The 20547-nt window shown below is 63.1% G+C and carries 21 protein-coding genes; 16 read left to right on the top strand and 5 right to left on the bottom strand.

Annotated features, from left to right (window positions below; translation table 11 throughout):
• Positions 1 to 10: 10 nt before the first annotated feature.
• Positions 11 to 1495, bottom strand: a complete 1485-nt coding sequence (locus DBV08_RS02590) for an LCP family protein (protein WP_124566581.1) — start codon at positions 1493 to 1495, stop codon at positions 11 to 13.
• Between the two features lie 114 nt (positions 1496 to 1609).
• Here DBV08_RS02590 and rfbD point away from each other — a divergent pair, with 114 nt between their 5' ends.
• From rfbD to DBV08_RS02570, 4 genes are read left to right on the top strand one after another with little or no spacing between them, the layout of a single operon-like run.
• Entirely contained in the window at positions 1610 to 2449 is an 840-nt protein-coding gene (gene rfbD, locus DBV08_RS02585; RefSeq protein ID WP_124566414.1) for a dTDP-4-dehydrorhamnose reductase, read from the top strand.
• Between the two features lie 43 nt (positions 2450 to 2492).
• Complete coding sequence (locus DBV08_RS02580; RefSeq protein WP_095969079.1) at positions 2493 to 3407, top strand: glycosyltransferase family 2 protein; 915 nt, start codon at positions 2493 to 2495, stop codon at positions 3405 to 3407.
• Positions 3404 to 4486, top strand: coding sequence for a sugar phosphate nucleotidyltransferase (locus tag DBV08_RS02575; RefSeq protein WP_378374021.1), 1083 nt, complete (start codon positions 3404 to 3406; stop codon positions 4484 to 4486). Before DBV08_RS02580 ends, DBV08_RS02575 begins: the two co-directional genes overlap by 4 nt.
• Before the next feature lie 32 nt (positions 4487 to 4518).
• Complete coding sequence (locus DBV08_RS02570) at positions 4519 to 5289, top strand: SGNH/GDSL hydrolase family protein (protein ID WP_124566413.1); 771 nt, start codon at positions 4519 to 4521, stop codon at positions 5287 to 5289.
• Here DBV08_RS02570 and DBV08_RS02565 read toward each other — a convergent pair.
• From DBV08_RS02565 to cofD, 3 genes are read right to left on the bottom strand one after another with little or no spacing between them, the layout of a single operon-like run.
• Entirely contained in the window at positions 5280 to 5840 is a 561-nt protein-coding gene (locus DBV08_RS02565; protein ID WP_095969082.1) for an NUDIX hydrolase, read from the bottom strand. The genes DBV08_RS02570 and DBV08_RS02565 overlap by 10 nt on opposite strands.
• 3 nt (positions 5841 to 5843) lie before the next feature.
• Entirely contained in the window at positions 5844 to 7229 is a 1386-nt protein-coding gene (locus DBV08_RS02560; RefSeq protein WP_124566412.1) for a coenzyme F420-0:L-glutamate ligase, read from the bottom strand.
• Complete coding sequence (cofD, locus tag DBV08_RS02555; protein WP_095969084.1) at positions 7226 to 8218, bottom strand: 2-phospho-L-lactate transferase; 993 nt, start codon at positions 8216 to 8218, stop codon at positions 7226 to 7228. Before cofD ends, DBV08_RS02560 begins: the two co-directional genes overlap by 4 nt.
• Positions 8219 to 8598: 380 nt before the next feature.
• Between cofD and DBV08_RS02550 the strand changes: the two genes are divergently transcribed.
• Complete coding sequence (locus tag DBV08_RS02550; RefSeq protein WP_020907098.1) at positions 8599 to 8877, top strand: WhiB family transcriptional regulator; 279 nt, start codon at positions 8599 to 8601, stop codon at positions 8875 to 8877.
• A 173-nt stretch (positions 8878 to 9050) separates the two neighbouring features.
• Here the strand turns inward: DBV08_RS02550 and DBV08_RS02545 are convergent, their stop codons facing one another.
• Positions 9051 to 9539: a metallopeptidase family protein gene (locus DBV08_RS02545; RefSeq protein WP_003940797.1), complete on the bottom strand. Its 489-nt coding sequence runs from the start codon at positions 9537 to 9539 to the stop codon at positions 9051 to 9053.
• An 80-nt stretch (positions 9540 to 9619) separates the two neighbouring features.
• Between DBV08_RS02545 and DBV08_RS02540 the strand changes: the two genes are divergently transcribed.
• The 11 genes from DBV08_RS02540 (at position 9620) to ahcY (ending at position 20521) form a co-directional block, all read left to right on the top strand.
• Complete coding sequence (locus DBV08_RS02540) at positions 9620 to 10006, top strand: DUF3499 domain-containing protein (protein WP_007731177.1); 387 nt, start codon at positions 9620 to 9622, stop codon at positions 10004 to 10006.
• A 127-nt stretch (positions 10007 to 10133) separates the two neighbouring features.
• Complete coding sequence (locus tag DBV08_RS02535; protein WP_003941022.1) at positions 10134 to 11507, top strand: phosphomannomutase/phosphoglucomutase; 1374 nt, start codon at positions 10134 to 10136, stop codon at positions 11505 to 11507.
• Between the two features lie 163 nt (positions 11508 to 11670).
• The gene (locus tag DBV08_RS02530) at positions 11671 to 12765 is read left to right on the top strand and encodes a tobH protein (RefSeq protein ID WP_124566411.1); all 1095 of its coding nucleotides are present in this window, start codon (positions 11671 to 11673) and stop codon (positions 12763 to 12765) included.
• Complete coding sequence (gene manA / locus DBV08_RS02525; protein WP_124566410.1) at positions 12766 to 14007, top strand: mannose-6-phosphate isomerase, class I; 1242 nt, start codon at positions 12766 to 12768, stop codon at positions 14005 to 14007.
• A 44-nt stretch (positions 14008 to 14051) separates the two neighbouring features.
• The gene (locus tag DBV08_RS02520) at positions 14052 to 15023 is read left to right on the top strand and encodes a cation diffusion facilitator family transporter (RefSeq protein ID WP_124566409.1); all 972 of its coding nucleotides are present in this window, start codon (positions 14052 to 14054) and stop codon (positions 15021 to 15023) included.
• 86 nt (positions 15024 to 15109) lie between these two features.
• On the top strand, positions 15110 to 16606 hold the full coding sequence (locus DBV08_RS02515; RefSeq protein WP_124566408.1) for an amino acid permease: 1497 nt from the start codon (positions 15110 to 15112) through the stop codon (positions 16604 to 16606).
• A 110-nt stretch (positions 16607 to 16716) separates the two neighbouring features.
• Complete coding sequence (locus DBV08_RS02510; RefSeq protein WP_124566407.1) at positions 16717 to 17943, top strand: alkane 1-monooxygenase; 1227 nt, start codon at positions 16717 to 16719, stop codon at positions 17941 to 17943.
• Entirely contained in the window at positions 17943 to 18128 is a 186-nt protein-coding gene (locus DBV08_RS02505; RefSeq protein ID WP_095969089.1) for a rubredoxin, read from the top strand. Before DBV08_RS02510 ends, DBV08_RS02505 begins: the two co-directional genes overlap by 1 nt.
• On the top strand, positions 18125 to 18307 hold the full coding sequence (locus tag DBV08_RS02500; protein ID WP_095969090.1) for a rubredoxin: 183 nt from the start codon (positions 18125 to 18127) through the stop codon (positions 18305 to 18307). Before DBV08_RS02505 ends, DBV08_RS02500 begins: the two co-directional genes overlap by 4 nt.
• A 48-nt stretch (positions 18308 to 18355) precedes the next feature.
• The gene (locus DBV08_RS02495; RefSeq protein WP_095969091.1) at positions 18356 to 18982 is read left to right on the top strand and encodes a TetR family transcriptional regulator; all 627 of its coding nucleotides are present in this window, start codon (positions 18356 to 18358) and stop codon (positions 18980 to 18982) included.
• 60 nt (positions 18983 to 19042) lie between these two features.
• On the top strand, positions 19043 to 20521 hold the full coding sequence (gene ahcY / locus DBV08_RS02490) for an adenosylhomocysteinase (RefSeq protein ID WP_003940766.1): 1479 nt from the start codon (positions 19043 to 19045) through the stop codon (positions 20519 to 20521).
• Positions 20522 to 20547: the final 26 nt, after the last annotated feature.

The raw sequence follows: 20547 nt of genomic DNA, 5'->3' as shown, positions 1-20547 counted from the left end.
ACGCAGCCGTTCAGTTAACACAGCGGGGACCGTTGGAGGCTGCATCGATCGGGGGACCGGGCGGTGCGGGGGTGGGGCTGGTCTCGGTGGTGCTCGCCGATTCAGTCGTGGTCGCTGCGCCTTCGGACGGAGATACCGCGTCCGCGGACTGCGGCCCGGAGTAGTCCTCGGCAATGACGACTCGAACCTTGCCCGAGGACATTGACGTATCCGCCTTGACCGTCAGGCCCCCGAGTGCCTCGGCCACCGCGAGTGCAGCGTCGTCGTCCGCGGACTTTGCGAACACCGTCGATTCGGAGACATCGGCGCCGGTGTTGTTGCCGACCTGACCCTGTTTGTACCCGAGGGCACTCAACGCCTCGGAAACTCCGCTGGCCAACCCTGCGATGTCACTGGCGTTCGCGACGTCGACGGTGATCGAGGACGCATTCACGGTGGTCGGTGCCTCCGAGGTCTCCTCCGAGTCCTCGCTGTCGGCGCCGACCAGTCCGGCGATGTATTTCTTGACGGCCTTGGGATCGACCTTGACGATGGACTCGCCGTAATCGGTCATGCCGTTGATGTCGAGAACGGGAATGGTCTCGAATTGCACCTTTCCGCCGGCCAGATTCTGCAACTGCTTGGCGAATTCGATGATGTCCCAGTCGTCGTCGATGACGACGGAACGCTGAACGGCCGAGGTCAACTGACTGAGTTTTCCGGGATCGCTCAGCGTTTTCGCGCTGAGTACCTTGCTGACGAGAGAAGCCATGAACACCTGCTGGCGCACGATCCGGTCCAGGTCGCCGCGAGGAAGGTCGTGTCGTTGTCGCACGAAGCTCAGCGCGTCGGCGCCGTCGAGTGTCTGTTTCCCGGCTGCGAAGTTGGCTCCGGACATCGGTTCGTCGACCGGCGCATTGAGACAGACGTCGACTCCACCCACGGCGTTGGTCAGCAGGACGAATCCGAGTAGACCGACTTCGGCGTAGTGATCGACGGTGATGCCGGTCAGATTCGCCACGGCTCCGATGAGCGCGGTTCGGCCGGCTTCCGTCGACTTCTTGTCTGCTTCGGTGTCGGACGACCCGTTGTTGACCAACTTCAGTCGCTCGGTTTCCTTGGTGGCACCGAACGCGGCGTTGATCTTCGACATACCGATACCGGGGACGTTGACGTATGCATCGCGGGGAATCGAGATCGCGGTTGCGGAACTTCCGTCGTTGGGGACGCGGATCAAGATGATGGTGTCGGTGTTGGAGGCGACTTCCTCGCCGGCGCGCAACGAGTCGAGCTCGCTTTGCGAGAGCGGGTTGCCGTGTGCGTCGGTGCGACTGTCGGTACCCACCATCAAGATGTCGATGGCTCCGTCCTTGCCCCCACCGAGGCCGAGGCCGCTGGCAGTGGCCAGGCTGTTTCTCAACGAGTCCACACCCCGCCACGCGAACCCGGTGACCAGCAGTACGAGCACGGAGAGCACCGCGACCGCTATGCGAGCCGGGCTCGTCTTGGTCCGAATCGGCGCAGGTCGTGGACGCGCGCGGCGCTGCGGTTGCTGGTGGGACACTCCTTCAGGTTACTGGTCCGATGCTCGGCCGCGGGTACCTCGGCGCGGCGTGCCAGACTCAACCATGTGACGAATATCCTGCTCACCGGCGCCCGAGGGCAGCTCGGAACACGTATCGATGCTCTCGCAACGTCGGCGGGTCACACTGTGACGGCCGTCGGTTCCCGCGAGCTCGACATCACCGACAGCCGCGCGGTCGACGAGTTCGTCTCGCCTGATTCGGTGGTGATCAACTGCGCTGCGTACACGGCAGTCGATGCTGCCGAGACAGACCAGGAGGCAGCGAGGGCGGTCAACGAGATCGGACCGCTGAATCTCGCGCGAGCGTGTGCGCGTGCCGGTTCGCGGTTGATCCACGTCTCGACGGACTACGTATTTCCTGGCGACGCGAGCACGCCCTACGACGTCGATGCCCCGACCGGTCCCGCGACGGTCTACGGCCGAACCAAACTGGACGGCGAGATCGCTGTTCGAGATTCGGGGGCCGACGTGGCCGTCGTGCGTACCGCGTGGGTGTATTCGGGTGTCGGTACCGATTTTGTGGCCACGATGCGAAGGCTCGAAGCAGAACGAGAATTCGTGAACGTCGTGGACGACCAGATCGGGTCACCCACGTACAGCGCCGATCTGGCCGGCGGCATCGTCGAACTCGCGCTGCGGGACTTCACGGGTGCGTCGACATTCCACGTGACCAACAGCGGGCAAGCCAGTTGGTACGAGTTGGCGCGAGCTGTGTTCGAGGAGATCGGCGCGGACCCGGCACGGGTGCGCCCGTGCAGTAGCGCGGAGTTCGTACGCCCCGCCCCGCGCCCGGCATATTCGGTCTTGTCCGAGCGCGCATGGGTTACCGCGGGAATGACGCCGTTGCGTCCGTGGCGAGAGGCTCTGCACGCCGCTCTGGCGTGAGCATTGTTCGGGGCAGTGGCCGCGGACGGCTAGGCTGACCGGCGTGAGTCCCAAGCTGGCCGTGGTAACGGTGACCTACTCGCCAGGCGAGCATCTCGAGAATTTCTTGAGCACGCTCGCTGTGGCGACGACAGAAAAACCCCAGGTCATCATGGCCGACAATGGGTCGACCGATGGTGCCCCCGAGGCCGCTGATGCCAAGTACGAGCATGTCCGTCTGCTTCGTACCGGTGGAAACATCGGGTACGGGGGAGCGATAAATCGGGCTGTCGCGGAGATCGATTCGTCGATCGAATTCGTCGTGATTTCCAACCCGGACGTCCAATGGGCACCCGGTTCACTCGACGAATTGGTGGCCGCGGCAAATCGGTGGCCAAGGGCCGGTGCACTGGGGCCGAAGGTCCTCGAACCGGACGGCAGTGTCTATCCGTCGGCGCGAACGGTGCCCGACATCACCTCGGGCGTCGGGCACGCGTTGCTCGGTACGGTATGGCCGAAGAACCCGTGGACTGCTCGTTACCGTCAGGAGAACGAGGCCGTCACCGAGCGTGCCGTGGGCTGGCTTTCCGGGTCGTGCCTGTTGGTACGACGCGACGCCTTCGACACCATCTCCGGTTTCGACTCTCGTTACTTCATGTACATGGAGGACGTCGACTTCGGTGACCGCCTCGGAAAAGCCGGGTGGCTCAACGTATTCGTCCCCTCGGCTGTCGTCACGCATGCCAAAGGCCATGCGGCAGGACGTCATCCGGAACTGATGTTGCCCGCCCATCATCGCAGTGCGTACCAGTTCCAGGCTGATCGCCATCCGCACTGGTGGCAGGCTCCGTTGCGACTTGCCCTGCGCGGTGGCCTCGCTGTGCGATCCAAGATCGCCGTAGCTTCAGCAGTCCGCGAGCGCGCTCGCACCGACAACTCGACCGACAACCCAACAGTTTCGAACCACGGGGGAAAATGATGTCCGATCAGAATCCGACCGACGCCGTAATCCTGGTAGGCGGCAAGGGCACTCGGCTGCGTCCGCTGACGTTGTCGGCACCCAAGCCGATGCTTCCGACCGCCGGCCTGCCGTTCCTGACACATCTGCTCGCCCGGATCGAGGCAGCCGGTATCAAGCACGTTGTGCTCGGAACGTCTTTCAAGGCAGAGGTATTCGAGGACTACTTCGGCGACGGCTCCAAGATGGGGCTCGAGATCGACTACGTCTTCGAGACCGAACCACTGGGCACCGGTGGCGGAATCCGCAACGTGCTCCCGAAGTTGCGTGGCGACAACGTCATGGTGTTCAACGGTGACGTGCTCGGCGGCACCGATCTCAACGGCATTCTCGAGACCCACGAGAAGACGGATGCCGACGTGACCCTGCACCTGGTTCGCGTGGGTGACCCGCGTGCATTCGGTTGTGTTCCGACCGACGAAGACGGACGGGTCTCGGCCTTCCTGGAGAAGACGCAGGATCCGCCGACGGATCAGATCAACGCCGGTTGCTACGTGTTCAAGCGCGAGATCATCGAGCAGATCCCCGAAGGACGCCCGGTCTCGGTGGAGCGTGAGGTGTTCCCGAACCTCCTCGCCGAGGGTAAGCGCGTGTTCGGCCACGTCGACTCCTCGTACTGGCGGGACATGGGCACCCCCGAGGACTTCGTTCGTGGTTCCGCCGACCTGGTGCGGGGCATCGCTCCTTCGCCCGCTCTCGAAGGTCCGCGCGGTGAGTCCCTCGTTCACCCCGGAGCCGGAATCGCGCCGGGTGCCGTCCTGATCGGCGGCACGGTCGTCGGTCGAGGAGCCGAAGTCGGCGCAGGTGCGCGCCTCGACGGTGCAATTCTCTTCGACGGCGCGGTTGTGGAAGCCGGCGCGGTGGTCGAACGATCGATCCTCGGATTCGGCGTCCGTATCGGACCCCGAGCACTGGTTCGCGACGCCGTCATCGGTGACGGCGCGGACATCGGTGCGCGATGTGAATTGTTGCGCGGCGCACGCGTGTGGCCGGGCGTGACGTTGCCGGACGGTGGCGTGCGCTTCAGCACAGATGTGTGATCGTTAGCTGACCTACTGGAATACTGGTGGGTATGACTTCTCTTCCGAGCCGCTACGTTGCCCTCGGTGACTCGTTCACCGAGGGCGTCGGCGACGCCGACGAACGATTCCCCAACGGTCTGCGCGGGTGGGCAGACCGAGTGGCCGAGCAGCTGGCGGTGAACAATCCCGAGTTCCGCTACGCCAACCTGGCGATTCGTGGTCGCCTACTCGGACCGATCATCGACGAGCAGTTGGAACCCGCCCTGGCGCTGAAGCCCGATCTGGTGACCATCTACGCCGGCGGAAACGACATGATGCGTCCCAAGCTCGACATCGATGCAGTCGTCGCCCGCTACGATTCGGCAATCGGCCGGCTCACTGCATCCGGCGCCCGGGTTCTGATGTTCACCGCGTACGACACCGGATGGTCCGCCTTCTTCGGCAAGCTCCGCGGACGTCTGGCGATCTACAACGAGCTCGTTCGTGAGGTTGCGGACCGCCATGGTGCGACCCTCGTCGACTTCTGGCGATTCTCCGAATATCAGGACCTTCGGATGTGGGACTGGGATCGACTGCACATGTCGCCCGCCGGGCACGAGAACATGGCGACGCGTGTGCTCGACGTGCTCGGTGTCGAACACGGATTGATCCCGCCCGATCTGGGACCGGCGCCGGTTCTCACGAAAGCCGAAACTCGTCGCGAGGATCGTCAATGGGCACGAGAGTTCTTGGTGCCGTGGGTAGCTCGGCGAGTGAAGGGAACGTCCTCGGGGGACGGCGTAAGCGCCAAGCAACCCGAACTGTCCCCGATTCAGTCCTGATTCTTGCGTTGATGTGCGAGCGCGACCAGGTGGTCGATGGTCTCGCGTTCGGCAGTCGGCGGGAGCGCGTCCACCGGCCACCATCGGAGGTCGGTGGACTCTGCGCTCCGGACGATATGCGAATTATCCGGTGCCACAACGAGAAACCGTAGATCGAGATGTCTGGTCGGGACTCCGAGTGAGCACGTGATCGGATGTGTGTGGGCGGAGAGTAAGTCCGCATCTATCCGAACGTCGTGAATTCCGGACTCCTCACGAGCCTCCCGTAATGCTGCATCGACCACCGTCTCGTCGTCGGGTTCGCAGTGGCCGCCGAGCTGAATCCACCTGCCCACCTTGGGATGCAGCGTCAGCAGGACGTGGCAGCCACTCTCGTCGAGAACCAGAGACGACGCTGTGATGTGTCCCGGTGCGTGGCGACGAAGGCAGCCGTCCGGAGCCGAATCGAGGAACGCGAGCATCGTGTGCCGCAGTGACTCGTCCGCTTCGGAGGGCGTCACCCAGCCCTCCAGGACGCCCTTGGCCGAGGCGTGCAGCGATTCGGCTGACATGACCTACATCTCCACCAACGCGTCCCCGGGGGCGGAGACGGTGCGCGGAGTCAGTGGTTCGAGTGGGTGCCCGATTGCGACCGCGCCGAGTGGCTGCCAATCGGCCGGGAGATCGAGGTGTCGACGCACCAGGTCGGCGGCGAAGATCGTCGAGCCGATCCAGCAGCTTCCCACACCGCGTGTGGCCAGCGAGACCAGCAGTCCCTGCACGGCCGCTCCGGCGGCGACCGTGAACATCGTGGACTCCGCGGCGGTACGTCGGGGGTCCGGGTAACTGTGTGCGCCGTCGGGTACACAGAAGGGAATGACGACCTCGGGGGCGTCGAACAGGATGTTTCCGCGTGCAATCCGCGCGTCGACGGATTCGTCGCTGCGACCGTCGGCGCGAAGATCGGCGGCCCACTGCTCACGCATCTTCTCGAGGAGAGCCGTGCGGACGGACTCGGTGCGCAGCCACACGAATCGCACCGGCCTCGTGTGGTGCGGTGCGGGCGCGGTGAGTGCCTCGGCGATCGAGTTGCGAATGATCTCCGCGTCGACGGGGTCGCTTGCGAACTGTCGGACCGATCGACGCAACAGCAGCGCCTGGCCGCGGCCCATCGCCGTAGCCTCCTCGGTGCCCAGCCAGAACAGATCATCCGGGCCGCGGCGAATCAGATCCTGGCCACTCGAACCGTCGTCCTCGAATCGGAGTCCTCGCACGACGGCGACGGGAACGCCGCCGAGTTTGCCCTTGACCAGATCGCCAGCAGCGGCGATCTCGTCGGCGATCGCGATCTCGGTGACGATCAGTTCGTTGCCCTGACTGTCCTGTGCTCCGAGGTAGCCGTGCAGGACCGGAATGCCGGAGGAACCGATTGCGGCGTCGGTCTGTCCGTTGCGCCATGCACGACCCATCGTGTCGGTCACGACGACGGCGACGGACTTGCCCGTGCTCTCGAGAATCCGGACGCGCAGGCCCGCAGCGCTCGCATCCGGATCCACGGGGAGCAGAGCCAGTTCGGCACCGTCGACGTTGGAGCCGTCGATGCCGGATGCGGCCTGCACGATGCCGAGTTTGTTCTCGGTGATCAGAGTGCGGCCCTTGCGTGCCACGACGCGGACGGCCTCCTGATCCACCAGGAGGCGTCGTGCTGCGTCGCGCTCTTCCGGGTCGGTGGGCGAGGAAACGATGCGCCCCTCGACTTTGGAGAACACCTTGCTCGTGACGACAACGACGTCGCCACTTTCGATCCACGGCGTCGCGTCGACGACGGCGGCGGCCAGATCGTCTCCCGGCCGGAATTCGGGAAGTCCGAGCACGGGAATGACTTCGATTGCGGCACCGGGGGAGTGATCGCCGGGAGAGTGATTTCCGTCGCGGCTTGCTTCGGTTCCGGGTTCGGTCACAGTTCGACTCCGGCGATCTCGAAAGCCGTTCGAACCATTTTTGCGGTCTCTTCGGGGGACGTCATCAAAAGTGGGATGCTTCGCACGTCCACCCCGTCGATGTCGGCCGTGTCACCTTCGTCGACGAGCCAGCCGTCGAGAATGCCGTTGATCGAACGAGCTCCGTAGTGACGACCGATCGCCTCGGAAGTCGTCTCGACCCCGATCACTTCGAGGCACTCGTCAGCCATGCCGCGCAACGGTTTTCCGCCGATGACGGGAGAGAGGCCGACAACCTTGGCGGCGGTGGTGCGCAGGGCTCCGCGAATGCCCGGCACCGCGAGGATCGCGCCGACGCTCACGACGGGATTGGAGGGTGCGATCAGCACGATGTCGGCACCGTCGATTGCCTCGACCACCCCTGGCGCGGGCTTGGCCTGCTCGGCGCCGACGTGAGCGAAGCTGTGAGTTTCCACCTGTGCCCTGTGGCGTACCCACCACTCCTGGAAATGAATCGCCTTCTGCTCACCGTCTTCCGGATCGGTGATCACAACGTGTGTTTCGCTGCGGTCGTCGCTGACGGGAAGCAGTGCGACACCGGGATTCCAGCGATTGCACAACGCTTCGGTGATCGCGGACAACGGATATCCCGTGCGGAGCATCTGGCTGCGAATCAAATGCGTTGCGATATCGCGATCTCCGAGGCCGAACCAATCCGGCTTCGCTCCGTATGCCGCGAGTTCTTCTTTCGCATTCCAGGTTTCACCGGCGTGCCCCCACCCGCGTTCGGTATCGATGCCACCGCCGAGTGTGTACATACAAGTGTCCAGATCGGGGCAGATGCGCAGACCGTGCATCCAGACGTCGTCGCCGACGTTGACGACGGCCGTGATGCGATGTGGGCCTTCGTATTTCTCGAGGGATTCACCACCGACGATTCCGAGCGCATTTTGCACACCTTGAAGGAAACGGGCCCCGCCGACGCCGCCAACCAATACAGTCACGTTCACGACAACAGAGCCTAGGCGGTCGGCGCGTCGTCGTGTCTGGCGGGCAGAAGGTCCCGTCAATTGGGGGCCGGAATACTAATGGATTCATCTCGTTTAGCTTGACCGCGACACGCTGGACGTGTGTAATCTCAAATGTGTCATTCCAACCGCTACTTGTGAGTTCACTTGCAGCGGGGCCGGTTTCGAACACAGTTTCGAACGGTCGACGGGGTGGGGTTGAAGATGGAGTGAAAATTCTGCGCTATTACAGGTGAGGAGGCGGAACGATGCCCAATGAAAATGTCGAGATCAGTTCTCTCGCAATGACAGTAAGCGACGAACCGCAGACCGATTCCCGAGCAGGCGCAGCAGAAGGTGCCTGCAGCAGTGAGTTCGACGGTATGAGTACTCGGCCAGTGCTGAGTCTCGTCACCGGCTTCGAAGAATTGTTCGACACCATCGAGGATCAGTGGCAGGAGCGTGCTCTCTGCGCGCAGACCGATCCCGAAGCGTTCTTTCCTGAAAAGGGTGGATCGACGAGGGAAGCAAAACGGATCTGCCTCGGTTGTGAAGTTCGTGACGAGTGCCTCGAGTACGCGCTCGCGAACGACGAACGGTTTGGAATCTGGGGAGGGTTGTCCGAGCGCGAGCGTCGGCGACTCAAGCGGGGGATCATCTGATCTGCTGCTGAATCGGTTCTGTCAGCGTCGGGGCTGACGGGCGGTCTTCGAAAGTCTGACCTGCAACGGGGAATTGCAGGTCAAGCAACGACTGTTTTGTTCTTCGTGTGGATTTACTTCTTCGTGTGACATCAGTTTTTTCGTCTGACAGTGCGTCAGTCCTCGTCGGGCAATCAGTCCTCGTCGGGCAGTGTCGGGTCGATGACCTGTGGGTCGACGCCCAGATACGTGCCGACTTGATGGACCAACACGTCGTGCACCAGATCCGTGAGTTCTTCCGGATCCTTCGCGCGCTGCTCCAACGGGCGGCGAAAGAGCACAATTCTTGCGCGAGTCGTATTTCCGTGACGGTCGATTCCGGCCGGAATCAGTCGTGACAGTGGAACCGGTCCGTCGGCGATGACCTCCGGCGGCCAGGTGACGGACTCCGGATCGTGTGCGTGAATCTTCGGAACTTCGTCCACTGCGATGTCGAGTTTCGTCAACCGGTCGTGCCACGCCAGGTCGACGGGCGAGAAGGCGTCGAGCACCAGGAGATCGAACTTCTCGGCCCGGGTGCGTCTGGCCGGTACCTCCGGGGGAAGTAGCGGTCCGCGCAGGCCACGGCCGTGTCGTTCGATGGAACGAGTGGTGACCGAGCGTCGGCGGCGGGCTTGTGGCATGGCGCCCAGATTACGACAGAAGAAACTGCTCGGTGTGTCCGAGTAGGTTCCGGACGTGGGGAGGGCTAGGCTCCGTACCTGTGAGATCTCTGCGTCGCTGCTGCCGCCCCGGGTGCAAGAACCCCGCCGTCGCGACGCTGACGTATGTCTACTCGGACTCCACTGCGGTTGTCGGGCCGCTGGCGACCGTCGCCGAGCCCCATTCATGGGATTTGTGTGACACTCACGGCTCTCGAATCACCGCCCCCAAGGGCTGGGAACTCGTCCGCCACGAAGGCGGATTCGCGTCGAGCACTCCCGACGAAGACGATCTGACCGCTTTGGCCGAAGCTGTGCGTGAAGCCGGTCTCGGAGATCGCAGCAAGTCCAACGTCGATGCAGATGAGGACATACGTCCCGCAGCTCCGAGTACTGCCCGTACAGGGCGTCGTGGACACCTCCGCGTTCTGCCCGACCCGTCCAACTGACGCGAGATTCGTCGCCGCAGAGGCTAGGCTCGACCGAGTACTTCCACACCCGAGTACTGCGAATCTCCGGACGCCATGCGCCCGGACGTTCCCGTCTGTGAGGGTGCATGCACAAGGAGAGTTTTCAGTGGGGCGAACAGCCGAGTCGGTTGCTGCAATCATCAAGGCGTACGACGTGCGCGGTGTGGTCGGTGAGCAGATCGACGAAGATTTTGTCCGCGACGTCGGTGCGTCGTTCGCCCGCTTGGTCCGTGACGAGGCCGGCGCCGCCACGACGGTTGTGATCGGCTACGACATGCGTGCATCGTCGCCCACTCTGTCCTCGGCTTTCGGTGACGGTGTGCTCGCTCAAGGCCTCGACGTCGTCTACATCGGGTTGGCGTCGACCGACGAGCTCTACTTTGCATCCGGTTTGCTGAACTGCCCGGGCGCGATGTTCACGGCGAGCCACAATCCCGCCAAGTACAACGGCATCAAGATGTGCCGGGCCGGCGCCAAGCCGGTCGGTCAGGACACCGGCCTGGCAGTCATCTCCGCCGAGGTCGTCTCGGGTGTTCCCGCGTACGACGGACCGGCAGGCACCGCCAGCACCAAGGACGTCCTCGAGGAATATGCGAGCTACCTCCGCGGTCTGGTCGACCTGGCTGCGTTGCGCCCGCTGAAGGTTGCAGTCGATGCAGGCAACGGCATGGGAGGGCACACCGCGCCGGCCGTATTCGGGCCGATGCCCCTCGACGTCCTCCCGCTCTACTTCGAGCTCGACGGCACGTTCCCCAACCACGAAGCCAACCCCCTCGATCCGGCCAACCTCGTGGACCTGCAGGCCTACGTGCGTGAAACCGGAGCAGACATCGGCTTGGCTTTCGACGGTGACGCGGACCGTTGCTTCGTCGTCGACGAGAAGGGCGACCCAGTCTCTCCGTCCGCGGTGACCGCACTTGTCGCCAAGCGCGAACTCGCGAAGGAACCGGGTGCGTCGATCATCCACAACCTGATCACGTCACGAGCAGTGCCCGAACTGGTCGAAGAACTCGGCGGCGTCGCGATTCGTACCCGAGTCGGCCACTCGTTCATCAAGCAGGAGATGGCCGAGACCGGTGCCGTGTTCGGCGGCGAGCACTCCGCTCACTACTACTTCCGCGATTTCTGGGGTGCTGATTCCGGCATGCTTGCGGCGTTGCACGTACTCGCCGCACTGGGCGAGCAGGACCGTCCGCTCTCCGAGTTGATGGCGGAGTACACCCGCTACGCGGCCTCGGGCGAGATCAACTCCACGGTGGCTGACGCGGCCGATCGCACGGCCGCTGTGCTGGCAGCATTTGCGGACCGCACCGAGTCGGTGGATCGCCTCGACGGTGTCACGGTCAGTCTCGAGGGGAATGCCTGGTTCAACTTGCGTGCGTCCAACACCGAGCCTTTGCTGCGACTCAACGTCGAAGCGCCCACGTCCGCCGATGTCGACGCGTTGGTGAACGAAATTCTGGCGATCGTCCGGGCTTGAATCCGAGTCTGATCGGTTTGTCGGTGAGCCGAAGCCCTGGGATAGTTGGGGGACTATCTCGGGGACGACGGCCTCGGGAACGAGGGCTTTGCCACCACGGACCGCGTAGAGCTGGAATGCTGGATGGTGCGGGAACTGCTAACGGAGAAGGGGGTGCGGTGAGATGACAGCGCCGATGCCACTTCTCGACCTCGACGACAGCGAGGGTTTGTCGGCTGCCGATTCGGAAGGGCTACTGCGTTCTGTGGCCATGGGGGGCGCACAGATTCGGGCCACCGCATCGGCCGTCGGCGAGGGTGTCATCTCTCGGTTGGCCGGTCTGCGTCCGCGCAGCGTCGTACTGATCCCCGGTGCCGGTGGCGCTCGACACGGAGCCAGGATCGCGCTCGCTCTCGTCGGAGATTCGGTCGGTTGCCCGCTCCTCGTACTCGACCGGACGCCCTCGTGGGCCGGGCCGTTGGACGTGATCGTCGTCGCTGGTGACGATGCCGGTGATCCACGCCTGGTCGAATCCGTCGACAGTGCCGTACGCCGCGGCGCCGAAGTTGTTGTCGCCGTTCCCGACGAGGGGCCCATGCGAGCCGTGGCGGCCGGGCGCACCATGGCTTTGCCGCCGCGGCTCTACGCCTCGCCGCGGCACACCATGACGCGGTTCCTCGCCGTCTTCCTGGCCGTTGCCGCCGAAATCGAGGGCAAGGGATCGATCGAGGACCGTTCGGCGGTACTCGGTCGAATCGCCGACGCAGTTGATGCCGAGGCGCTGCGGGACGGGCCGTCCAACGAGGTGTTCCACAACCCGGCCAAGTCGTTGGCCACCAGAATGAGCGGCCGACGGGTCGTTCTGTGTGGAAGTGGTTCCGTGACAACAGCACTCGCAGAGTTCTCGAGTGTTTCGCTGATGGGCTCGGGCCTGAACGCCGCTGCCGCCGAACTGTCCGAGGTGATTCGTTCTGCTCGGGCGTTGTTCGCGCCGGACGCAACTTCCCGTGATTCGGTGTTCCACGACCCGTTCTTTCACGATCCGCAACTCGACGGCGCACTGCCGACCCCGCCGGCGCGGGCATTCGTCTTCGCGACCGAATCCACGCGCGGGGAGGCGAGACGCCGGATGGACGCACTGGCCGACGCCGATCTGGTGGTGGCGGCGGACGAAGACCAGACCAACGTGGTGATCTCGGAGATGGAGCAGGTATTCGTGTTGGCGTCTCGAGTAGACATGGCCGCGGCGTACGTGCAGTTGACAGGCGGTGCGAAGTAAGTGCGTGAACTCGAAGGTGCACTTCGTTCTTACGCGTGGGGCTCGCGAACGGCAATTGCCGAACTACGCGGTCTTGCGACTCCGTCGAATCATCCCGAGGCGGAATTGTGGTTGGGCGCGCACCCGGGTGACCCGGCGCGCGTGATCACCGAATCCGGAAGCGAGTCGTTGCTCGAGGTCCTGCACCGCGAACCCGAACGCGAACTCGGCCGCGAGAACCTCGAGGCGTTCGGTGAGCGACTCCCATTCCTGCTCAAGCTGCTTGCGGCGGAAGAACCGCTGTCACTTCAGGCGCATCCCAGCGCCGTTCAAGCCGAAGAGGGTTTTCGTCGTGAGAACGCACTCGGCGTTCCCATGGAGTCGCCGATTCGCAACTACAAGGACGGCAGCCACAAGCCCGAACTCGTTGTCGCGCTGAGCAGATTCGAAGCGCTTGCCGGATTCCGCGAGCCGACGCGAACTGTCAAACTGCTGCGCGCTCTGGCCGTCGACGAGTTGGAGCCGTACATCGGACTGCTCGAAGGCCAACCCGATTCCGACGGACTCCGAGCCTTGTTCACGACGTGGATCACGCTGCCGTCCACAGTGCTCGGGACGTTGCTCCCTGCCGTACTTGCGGGGTGCATAACCTACGTCGCGCATCACGACGCCGAATTCGTGACCGAGATTCGCACCGCGTTGGAATTGAGTGAGGCGTACCCCGGCGACGCCGGCGTTCTGGCGGCACTGCTGCTCAACCGCGTCACCCTCGAGCCCGGCCAAGGACTGTTTCTCGCTGCCGGCAATCTCCACGCGTATCTCCATGGACTCGCGGTCGAGATCATGGCCAACTCCGACAACGTTCTGCGCGGTGGGCTGACGCCCAAGCACGTCGACGTGCCCGAACTGTTGAGGGTTCTGGACTTCGTCGGGGCCGATATCGAAGTGCTCGATCCGGCCCAGTCATCAGGTCAGTCAGGATCAGGTAGATACGAGTACGTCACGCCCGCACCCGAGTTTCGTTTGACGCGTCTGGAGTTCGACTCGAATTCCACCGACCTCGTTGTCGAAGCCGGCGGCCCCCGGATTCTGATCTGCACCGAGGGTGCGGTCACTGCGACGTGCAGTGCCGACACGCTCGACCTCGACCGGGGGCGAGCGGCGTGGATCGCTGCCGAAGAGCCCGAAGTACACCTGAGTGCGCGAACACCGACTGCGCAGGTTTTCAGTGCCGTCGTCGGTCATGAACATCTCGGTCGATGAACATCTCGGACGATAAGAATCCCGGTCGACAGCGAGGAGACATTGTGTCGGCTCATGGTGGCAAAAAGGCAATTCTGGCGGCCCTCGGAGCCAATGCCGGAATTGCCGTAGCCAAGTTCGCCGGATTCTTGATCACCGGATCGTCGTCGATGCTCGCGGAATCGGTGCACTCGGTGGCCGACACGTCCAATCAAGGACTGCTGCTCCTGGGGCAGAAGAAGGCCGAACGCGAGGCGGACCAACTTCACCCGTTCGGATACGGGCGCAGCCGATACTTCTACTCGTTTGTCGTCGCGCTCATGCTGTTCACTCTCGGATCGCTCTTCGCGATCTACGAAGGTATTCACAAGATTCAGCATCCGGAAGAACTCAATTCGGCTTTCGTGGCAATCGCGATCCTGTTGATCGCGATCTGCCTGGAGGGCTACAGCTTCCGGACCGCAGCGAAGGAATCACGACCGCTCAAGGGAAATGCGTCGTGGTGGAACTTCATCCGAACCTCTCGTAGTCCGGAACTTCCGGTAGTGCTGCTCGAGGACACCGGAGCACTGATCGGTCTGGTGCTTGCACTCGGCGGCGTCGGCCTCACGATGGTGACCGGAAATCCGGTGTTCGACGGTATCGGAACCCTGTGCATCGGTGTCCTGCTCGGCATCATCGCGGTCATTCTGATCATCGAGATGCAGTCATTGCTGATCGGTGAGGGCGCAACGCCGGTCGAGACCGAACTGATCCTGAATGCCCTCGTGGACGGAACTCGCATCGAACGTGTCATCCATTGCAAGACGCAGTACCTCGGTCCCGAGGAAATCCTCGTTGCGGCCAAGGTTGCGGTACCACTCGGCTCGACGATCTCCGATGTGGCGACGGCGATCGACGAGGCCGAGTCCCGCGTGCGCGCTGCAGTGCCCGCGGCGCGGGTGATCTACCTCGAGCCGGACCTCGATCGTCTCAGTGCGGATCGACCTGGTTCCGACCGCCCTGAGACAGATCTACAGGCTCCCGACAAACCCTGAACAAAGCCGCGCCTGCGGGCTTAGGCTGATGCCATCTCTCTACTTGCCCATGGTGGGACCTGCGGGTCCCCAGCAAGGAGGCGGCAATGGCTGTCAAGGACGAGCAGGCCGGATCCGGCCGGTCGAAGCTGTTTCGAACCAAATCGATCGAGCAGTCCATCAAGGACACCGACGAGCCGGAAACCAAACTCCGGAAAGAGCTGAACTCGTGGGATCTCACGGTGTTCGGCGTCGCGGTGGTCATCGGCGCCGGCATCTTCACGCTCACGGCGCGGACGGCGGGAAACGTCGCCGGGCCGTCGGTTTCCCTGGCGTTTGTCATTGCCGCCATCGCCTGCGGACTGGCAGCGCTGTGTTACGCCGAGTTCGCGTCGACGGTCCCGGTCGCCGGTAGCGCATACACGTTCTCGTACGCGACGTTCGGCGAATTCGTTGCCTGGATCATCGGCTGGGATCTCATCCTCGAATTCGCCCTGGCGTCTTCGGTGGTGGCAAAAGGCTGGTCGCTGTACCTCGGTGAAGTGATGGGCTCACGCAGCCCGATCGTCGAGTTGGGGCCGATCTCGTTCGACTGGGGTGCGGTGCTGGTGATCGCTGTCATCACGATCCTTCTCGCGACCGGTACGAAACTCTCGTCGAGGGTGTCACTGGTGATCACGGCGATCAAGGTGGCGGTGGTGTTGCTGGTGATCATCGTCGGTCTGTTCTACATCGACACCGACAATTACTCGCCGTACATTCCGCCGTCCCAACCGGGCTCGACGGGGGAGGGCATTCACCAGTCGCTGTTCTCGTACGTGACGGGGGCCGGTGGCAGCACGTTCGGGTGGTACGGATTGCTCGCGGCGGCCAGTCTGGTGTTCTTCGCGTTCATCGGATTCGACGTCGTCGCCACGACTGCTGAGGAAGCGAAGGAGCCGCAGAAGGCGCTGCCGCGAGGCATCCTGGGCTCACTGTTGATCGTCACGGTTCTGTACGTGGCGGTGACACTCGTGCTGACGGGGATGGTGAAATACACCGAACTCGAGGGTGATACGTCCAACCTGGCGACGGCATTCGCGTTCCACGACATCACCTGGGCGAAGAACGTCATCTCGTTCGGAGCGTTGGCCGGTCTCACGACGGTGGTGATGGTGCTGATGCTCGGTCAGACAAGGGTGCTCTTCGCGATGGCCCGCGACGGTCTGATGCCACGACGGCTGGCGCCGACGGGCAAGCACGGAACTCCCGTGCGGATCACGATCTTGGTCGGCGTCGTGGTCGCGGTGCTCGCCGGAGTCTTTCCGATCGGCACCCTCGAGGAAATGGTGAACATCGGCACACTGTTCGCGTTTGTTCTCGTCTCGATCGGGGTTCTCGTGCTTCGGCGGACGCGACCGGACCTTCCGCGCGGGTTCCGGGTGCCACTGGTCCCTCTGGTCCCGATTCTGGCTGTCCTCGCGTGTCTGTGGCTGATGTTCAACCTGTCGGTGGAGACCTGGATGAGGTTCGTGGTCTGGATGGCTGTCGGAGTTGTCATCTATTTCGCCTACAGCAGGCAGCATTCGATGATCGGGAAGCGCGAACGCGGCGAAATCGAGTGATGTACAAAGTTGTCCATTTGTCTATCGCTTGTACAAAATCAGTAGTACTGTCTATCTCATAGTGAACTGACTCACAGTTACCGAGTTGGTCCGAATCGAGGAGGCAGACCGTGTCGACGCACGTGAACTCGCAGTCCGGGCAGACGCTCCCATCCGAGCAGTGGCGCGACAAGAAGAGGTATCTCTGGCTGCTCGGCCTGGTACCGCCGACGGCGGTCTTCATTGCCGTCGGGTTGGTCGCGTTGTTCAACAGTCTCGGATGGAATGCGATCTCGCCGGTGTGGTGGTGGATCGGACCGCTGCTCGTCTACATTCTGCTCCCGATCCTCGACATCTTCTTCGGTCCGGACGGCGAGAATCCGCCGGACGAGGTGATGGAACGCCTCGAGAACGACAAGTACTACCGGTACTGCACCTACATCTACATACCGTTCCAGTTGGCCAGCCTGGTCGTGGCCTGCTATCTCTGGTCGGCCACCGATCTGTCCTGGCTCGGAATCGACGGCGGACTAGGGCTGATCTCCAAGATCGGCCTGGCGATCAGTATCGGTTGCGTCGCAGGAATCGGGATCAACACCGCACACGAACTCGGCCACAAGAAGGATGATCTCGAGCGCTGGTTGTCGAAGATCACTCTGGCGCAGTCGTTTTACGGCCACTTCTACATCGAGCACAATCGTGGACACCACGTGCGTGTCGCCACGCCCGAGGATCCGGCGTCGTCTCGTTTCGGTGAGAGTTTCTGGACTTTCCTGCCGCGCAGTGTGTGGGGTTCTCTGCGCTCGTCGTGGTCCCTGGAAAAGGCCAGACTCGATCGACTGGGTAAGAAGCCGTGGACAATTCGCAACGACGTCCTGCATTCGTGGTTGATGTCCGTCGTGCTCTTCGGTGTCCTCGTCGCCGTCTTCGGGCTCTCGGTGCTGCCGTTCCTGGTGCTGCAGGCCGTCTTCGGGTTCTGTCTGCTCGAAACCGTCAACTACCTCGAACATTACGGACTGAAGCGTCGTCGTCTGGACAGTGGGCGGTACGAGCGTGCCGCACCGGAGCACAGTTGGAACAGCGATCACATCTGCACCAACATCTTCCTGTATCACCTCCAGCGTCACAGTGACCACCACGCGAACCCGACGCGTCGGTATCAGACGCTTCGAAGCATGGACGGCGCACCCAACCTGCCCAGCGGCTACGCGAGCATGATCATGCTCGCCTACGTTCCGCCGCTGTGGCGAAAAGTGATGGATCCCAAGGTCCTTGCGCATTACGGCGGCGACATCACCCGCGTCAACGTTCAGCCGTCCAAGCGCGATCGCATCCTCGCTCGGTACGGAGCAGCGTGATGAGCAGCTACCGATGCCCGGTGTGCGAATACGTCTACGACGAGTCGAAGGGTGCACCACGAGAAGGGTTTCCGGCCGGTACGCCGTGGGATGCCGTTCCGGACGACTGGTGCTGCCCGGACTGCGGCGTGAGGGAAAAGCTGGACTTCGAAACGATGCCGGCACCGGCGGGGAGTGAATCATGAACGACTACAAGCTGTATCAGTGCGCGCAGTGCGGATTCGAGTACGACGAGGCGGTCGGCTGGCCGGACGACGGTATCGAGCCGGGCACTCGCTGGGACGACATTCCCGACGACTGGAGTTGCCCGGACTGCGGGGCGGCGAAGAGTGACTTCTTCATGGTGGAGGTCGAACGACGGTGAGATGCGTCGGCGTCGAAGAGACCTGAGTGCGGCGGTAGTGTCGTCAGCATGACTTCGACGCCCACTCGTCTGCCGCAGAAAGAAGCGTCGCGCCTGCTGCTGCGTACGTCGGTGCTCGATTCGATGCGTGAGTTGTTGACCGAGCGCGACTGGTCGGAGGTGACGCTGACAGTTCTGGCCAAGCATGCCGGTGTGAGTCGTCAGACGCTCTACAACGAGTTCGGTTCGAGGCAAGGGCTTGCCGAGGCGTACGCGCTTCGCCTTGCCGACGGATTCGTCGACGCCGTGGACGAGGCCATGGTGGCGAACGAAGGACGTGCAGTCGAGGCGTTGATGGCGGGCTTCGGATCGTTTTTCGCCTCCAGTGCAACCGACCCATTGGTGATCTCACTCCTCACCGGTGAGGCCAAGCCGGATCTGCTTCGCCTGATCACCACCGACAGCGCGGTCATCATCGAGCGGGCGTCGTCACGGCTTGCGGAGAGTTTCCAGCGAGGGTGGATACAGGCGTCACCCGCTGATGCCGGGATCTTGGCCAGGGCGATCGCGCGTCTCGGTCTCAGCTACATTTCGATGCCGCCGGAGTCCGGGGCTTCGGTGGCGGAGGATCTGGGCACGTTGCTCGGGCCCTTCATCGACGTGGCGCGAGAGGGGCGGGCGGGAGAGGGCGTCTAACCGATAGCCTGGTACACCGATAGGCTTGTGCATAGTTTGCACGTCAACCAGGAGAGGCAGATGACGACCTCAGTTTCAACAACGCCCGTGGCCGAGAGCCGTAACGGCATCGACTTCAAAGTTGCAGATCTTTCGCTCGCGGAGTTCGGTCGCAAGGAAATCCGTCTGGCAGAGCACGAGATGCCCGGCCTCATGGCGCTTCGTCGCGAATACGCAGAGGTGTTGCCGCTCAAGGGCGCTCGCGTGTCCGGCTCGCTGCACATGACCATTCAGACCGCGGTTCTGATCGAGACGCTGACGGCGCTCGGCGCCGAGGTCCGCTGGGCTTCGTGCAACATCTTCTCCACGCAGGATCATGCTGCCGCCGCCATCGTCGTCGGTCCGCACGGCACCCCGGAAGAGCCCAAGGGCGTTCCGGTTTTCGCCTGGAAGGGTGAAACCCTCGAAGAGTACTGGTGGGCAGCGGAGCAGATGCTGACCTGGCCGGGCGAGCCCGCCAACATGATTCTCGACGACGGCGGCGACGCCACCATGCTGGTGCTCAAGGGCGCACAGTTCGAGAAGGCCGGCGTCGTACCGCCCACGGACGACGACCAGGATTCCGACGAGTACAAGGTCTTCCTCGCACTTCTGCGTCAGTCCCTCGAGTCCGACAAGGGCAAGTGGACGGCAATCGCGGAGTCCGTCCAGGGCGTCACCGAGGAGACCACAACGGGCGTTCTGCGCCTGTACCAGGTTGCCGCTGCCGGCGAACTCACGTTCCCCGCGATCAACGTCAACGACTCGGTCACCAAGAGCAAGTTCGACAACAAGTACGGCACGCGCCACTCGCTGCTCGACGGCATCAACCGCGGCACCGACGTTCTGATCGGTGGCAAGGCTGCGCTGGTCTGTGGTTACGGCGACGTCGGCAAGGGTTGTGCCGAGGCACTTCGTGGCCAGGGCGCTCGCGTCGCAGTCACCGAGGTCGACCCCATCAACGCCCTTCAGGCGCTCATGGACGGCTTCGAGGTCAAGACCGTCGAGCAGGCCATCGGTTGGGCCGACATCGTGATCACGTCCACAGGTAACAAGGACATCATCACGTTCGAGCACATGAAGGCCATGAAGCACCAGGCCATCCTGGGCAACATCGGTCACTTCGACAACGAGATCGACATGGCCGGCCTCGAGAAGTCCGGCGACGTCACGCGGATCAACATCAAGCCGCAGGTCGACGAGTTCACCTTCGCCGACGGCCACTCGATCATCGTGCTGTCCGAAGGCCGCCTGCTCAACCTCGGCAACGCGACGGGCCACCCGTCGTTCGTGATGAGCAACAGCTTCTCCAACCAGGTCATCGCACAGATCGAACTGTGGACGAAGCCGGACGAGTATGACAACGAGGTCTACCGCCTCCCGAAGCACCTCGACGAGAAGGTCGCCAAGATCCACGTCGAGGCACTCGGTGGCACGCTGACCAAGCTCACGAAGGATCAGGCTGAGTACATCGGCGTCGACGTCGAAGGCCCGTACAAGCCGGAGCACTACCGCTACTGACCCGGTGATTCGTCGCTGAGAATGTA

It is taken from the genome of Rhodococcus sp. KBW08, assembly GCF_003852455.1.
Taxonomy (GTDB): Bacteria; Actinomycetota; Actinomycetes; order Mycobacteriales; family Mycobacteriaceae; genus Rhodococcus_F; species Rhodococcus_F baikonurensis.
The sequence above is the reverse complement of the archived record's forward strand: the minus strand, read 5'-3'. Positions and strand labels throughout refer to the sequence as shown.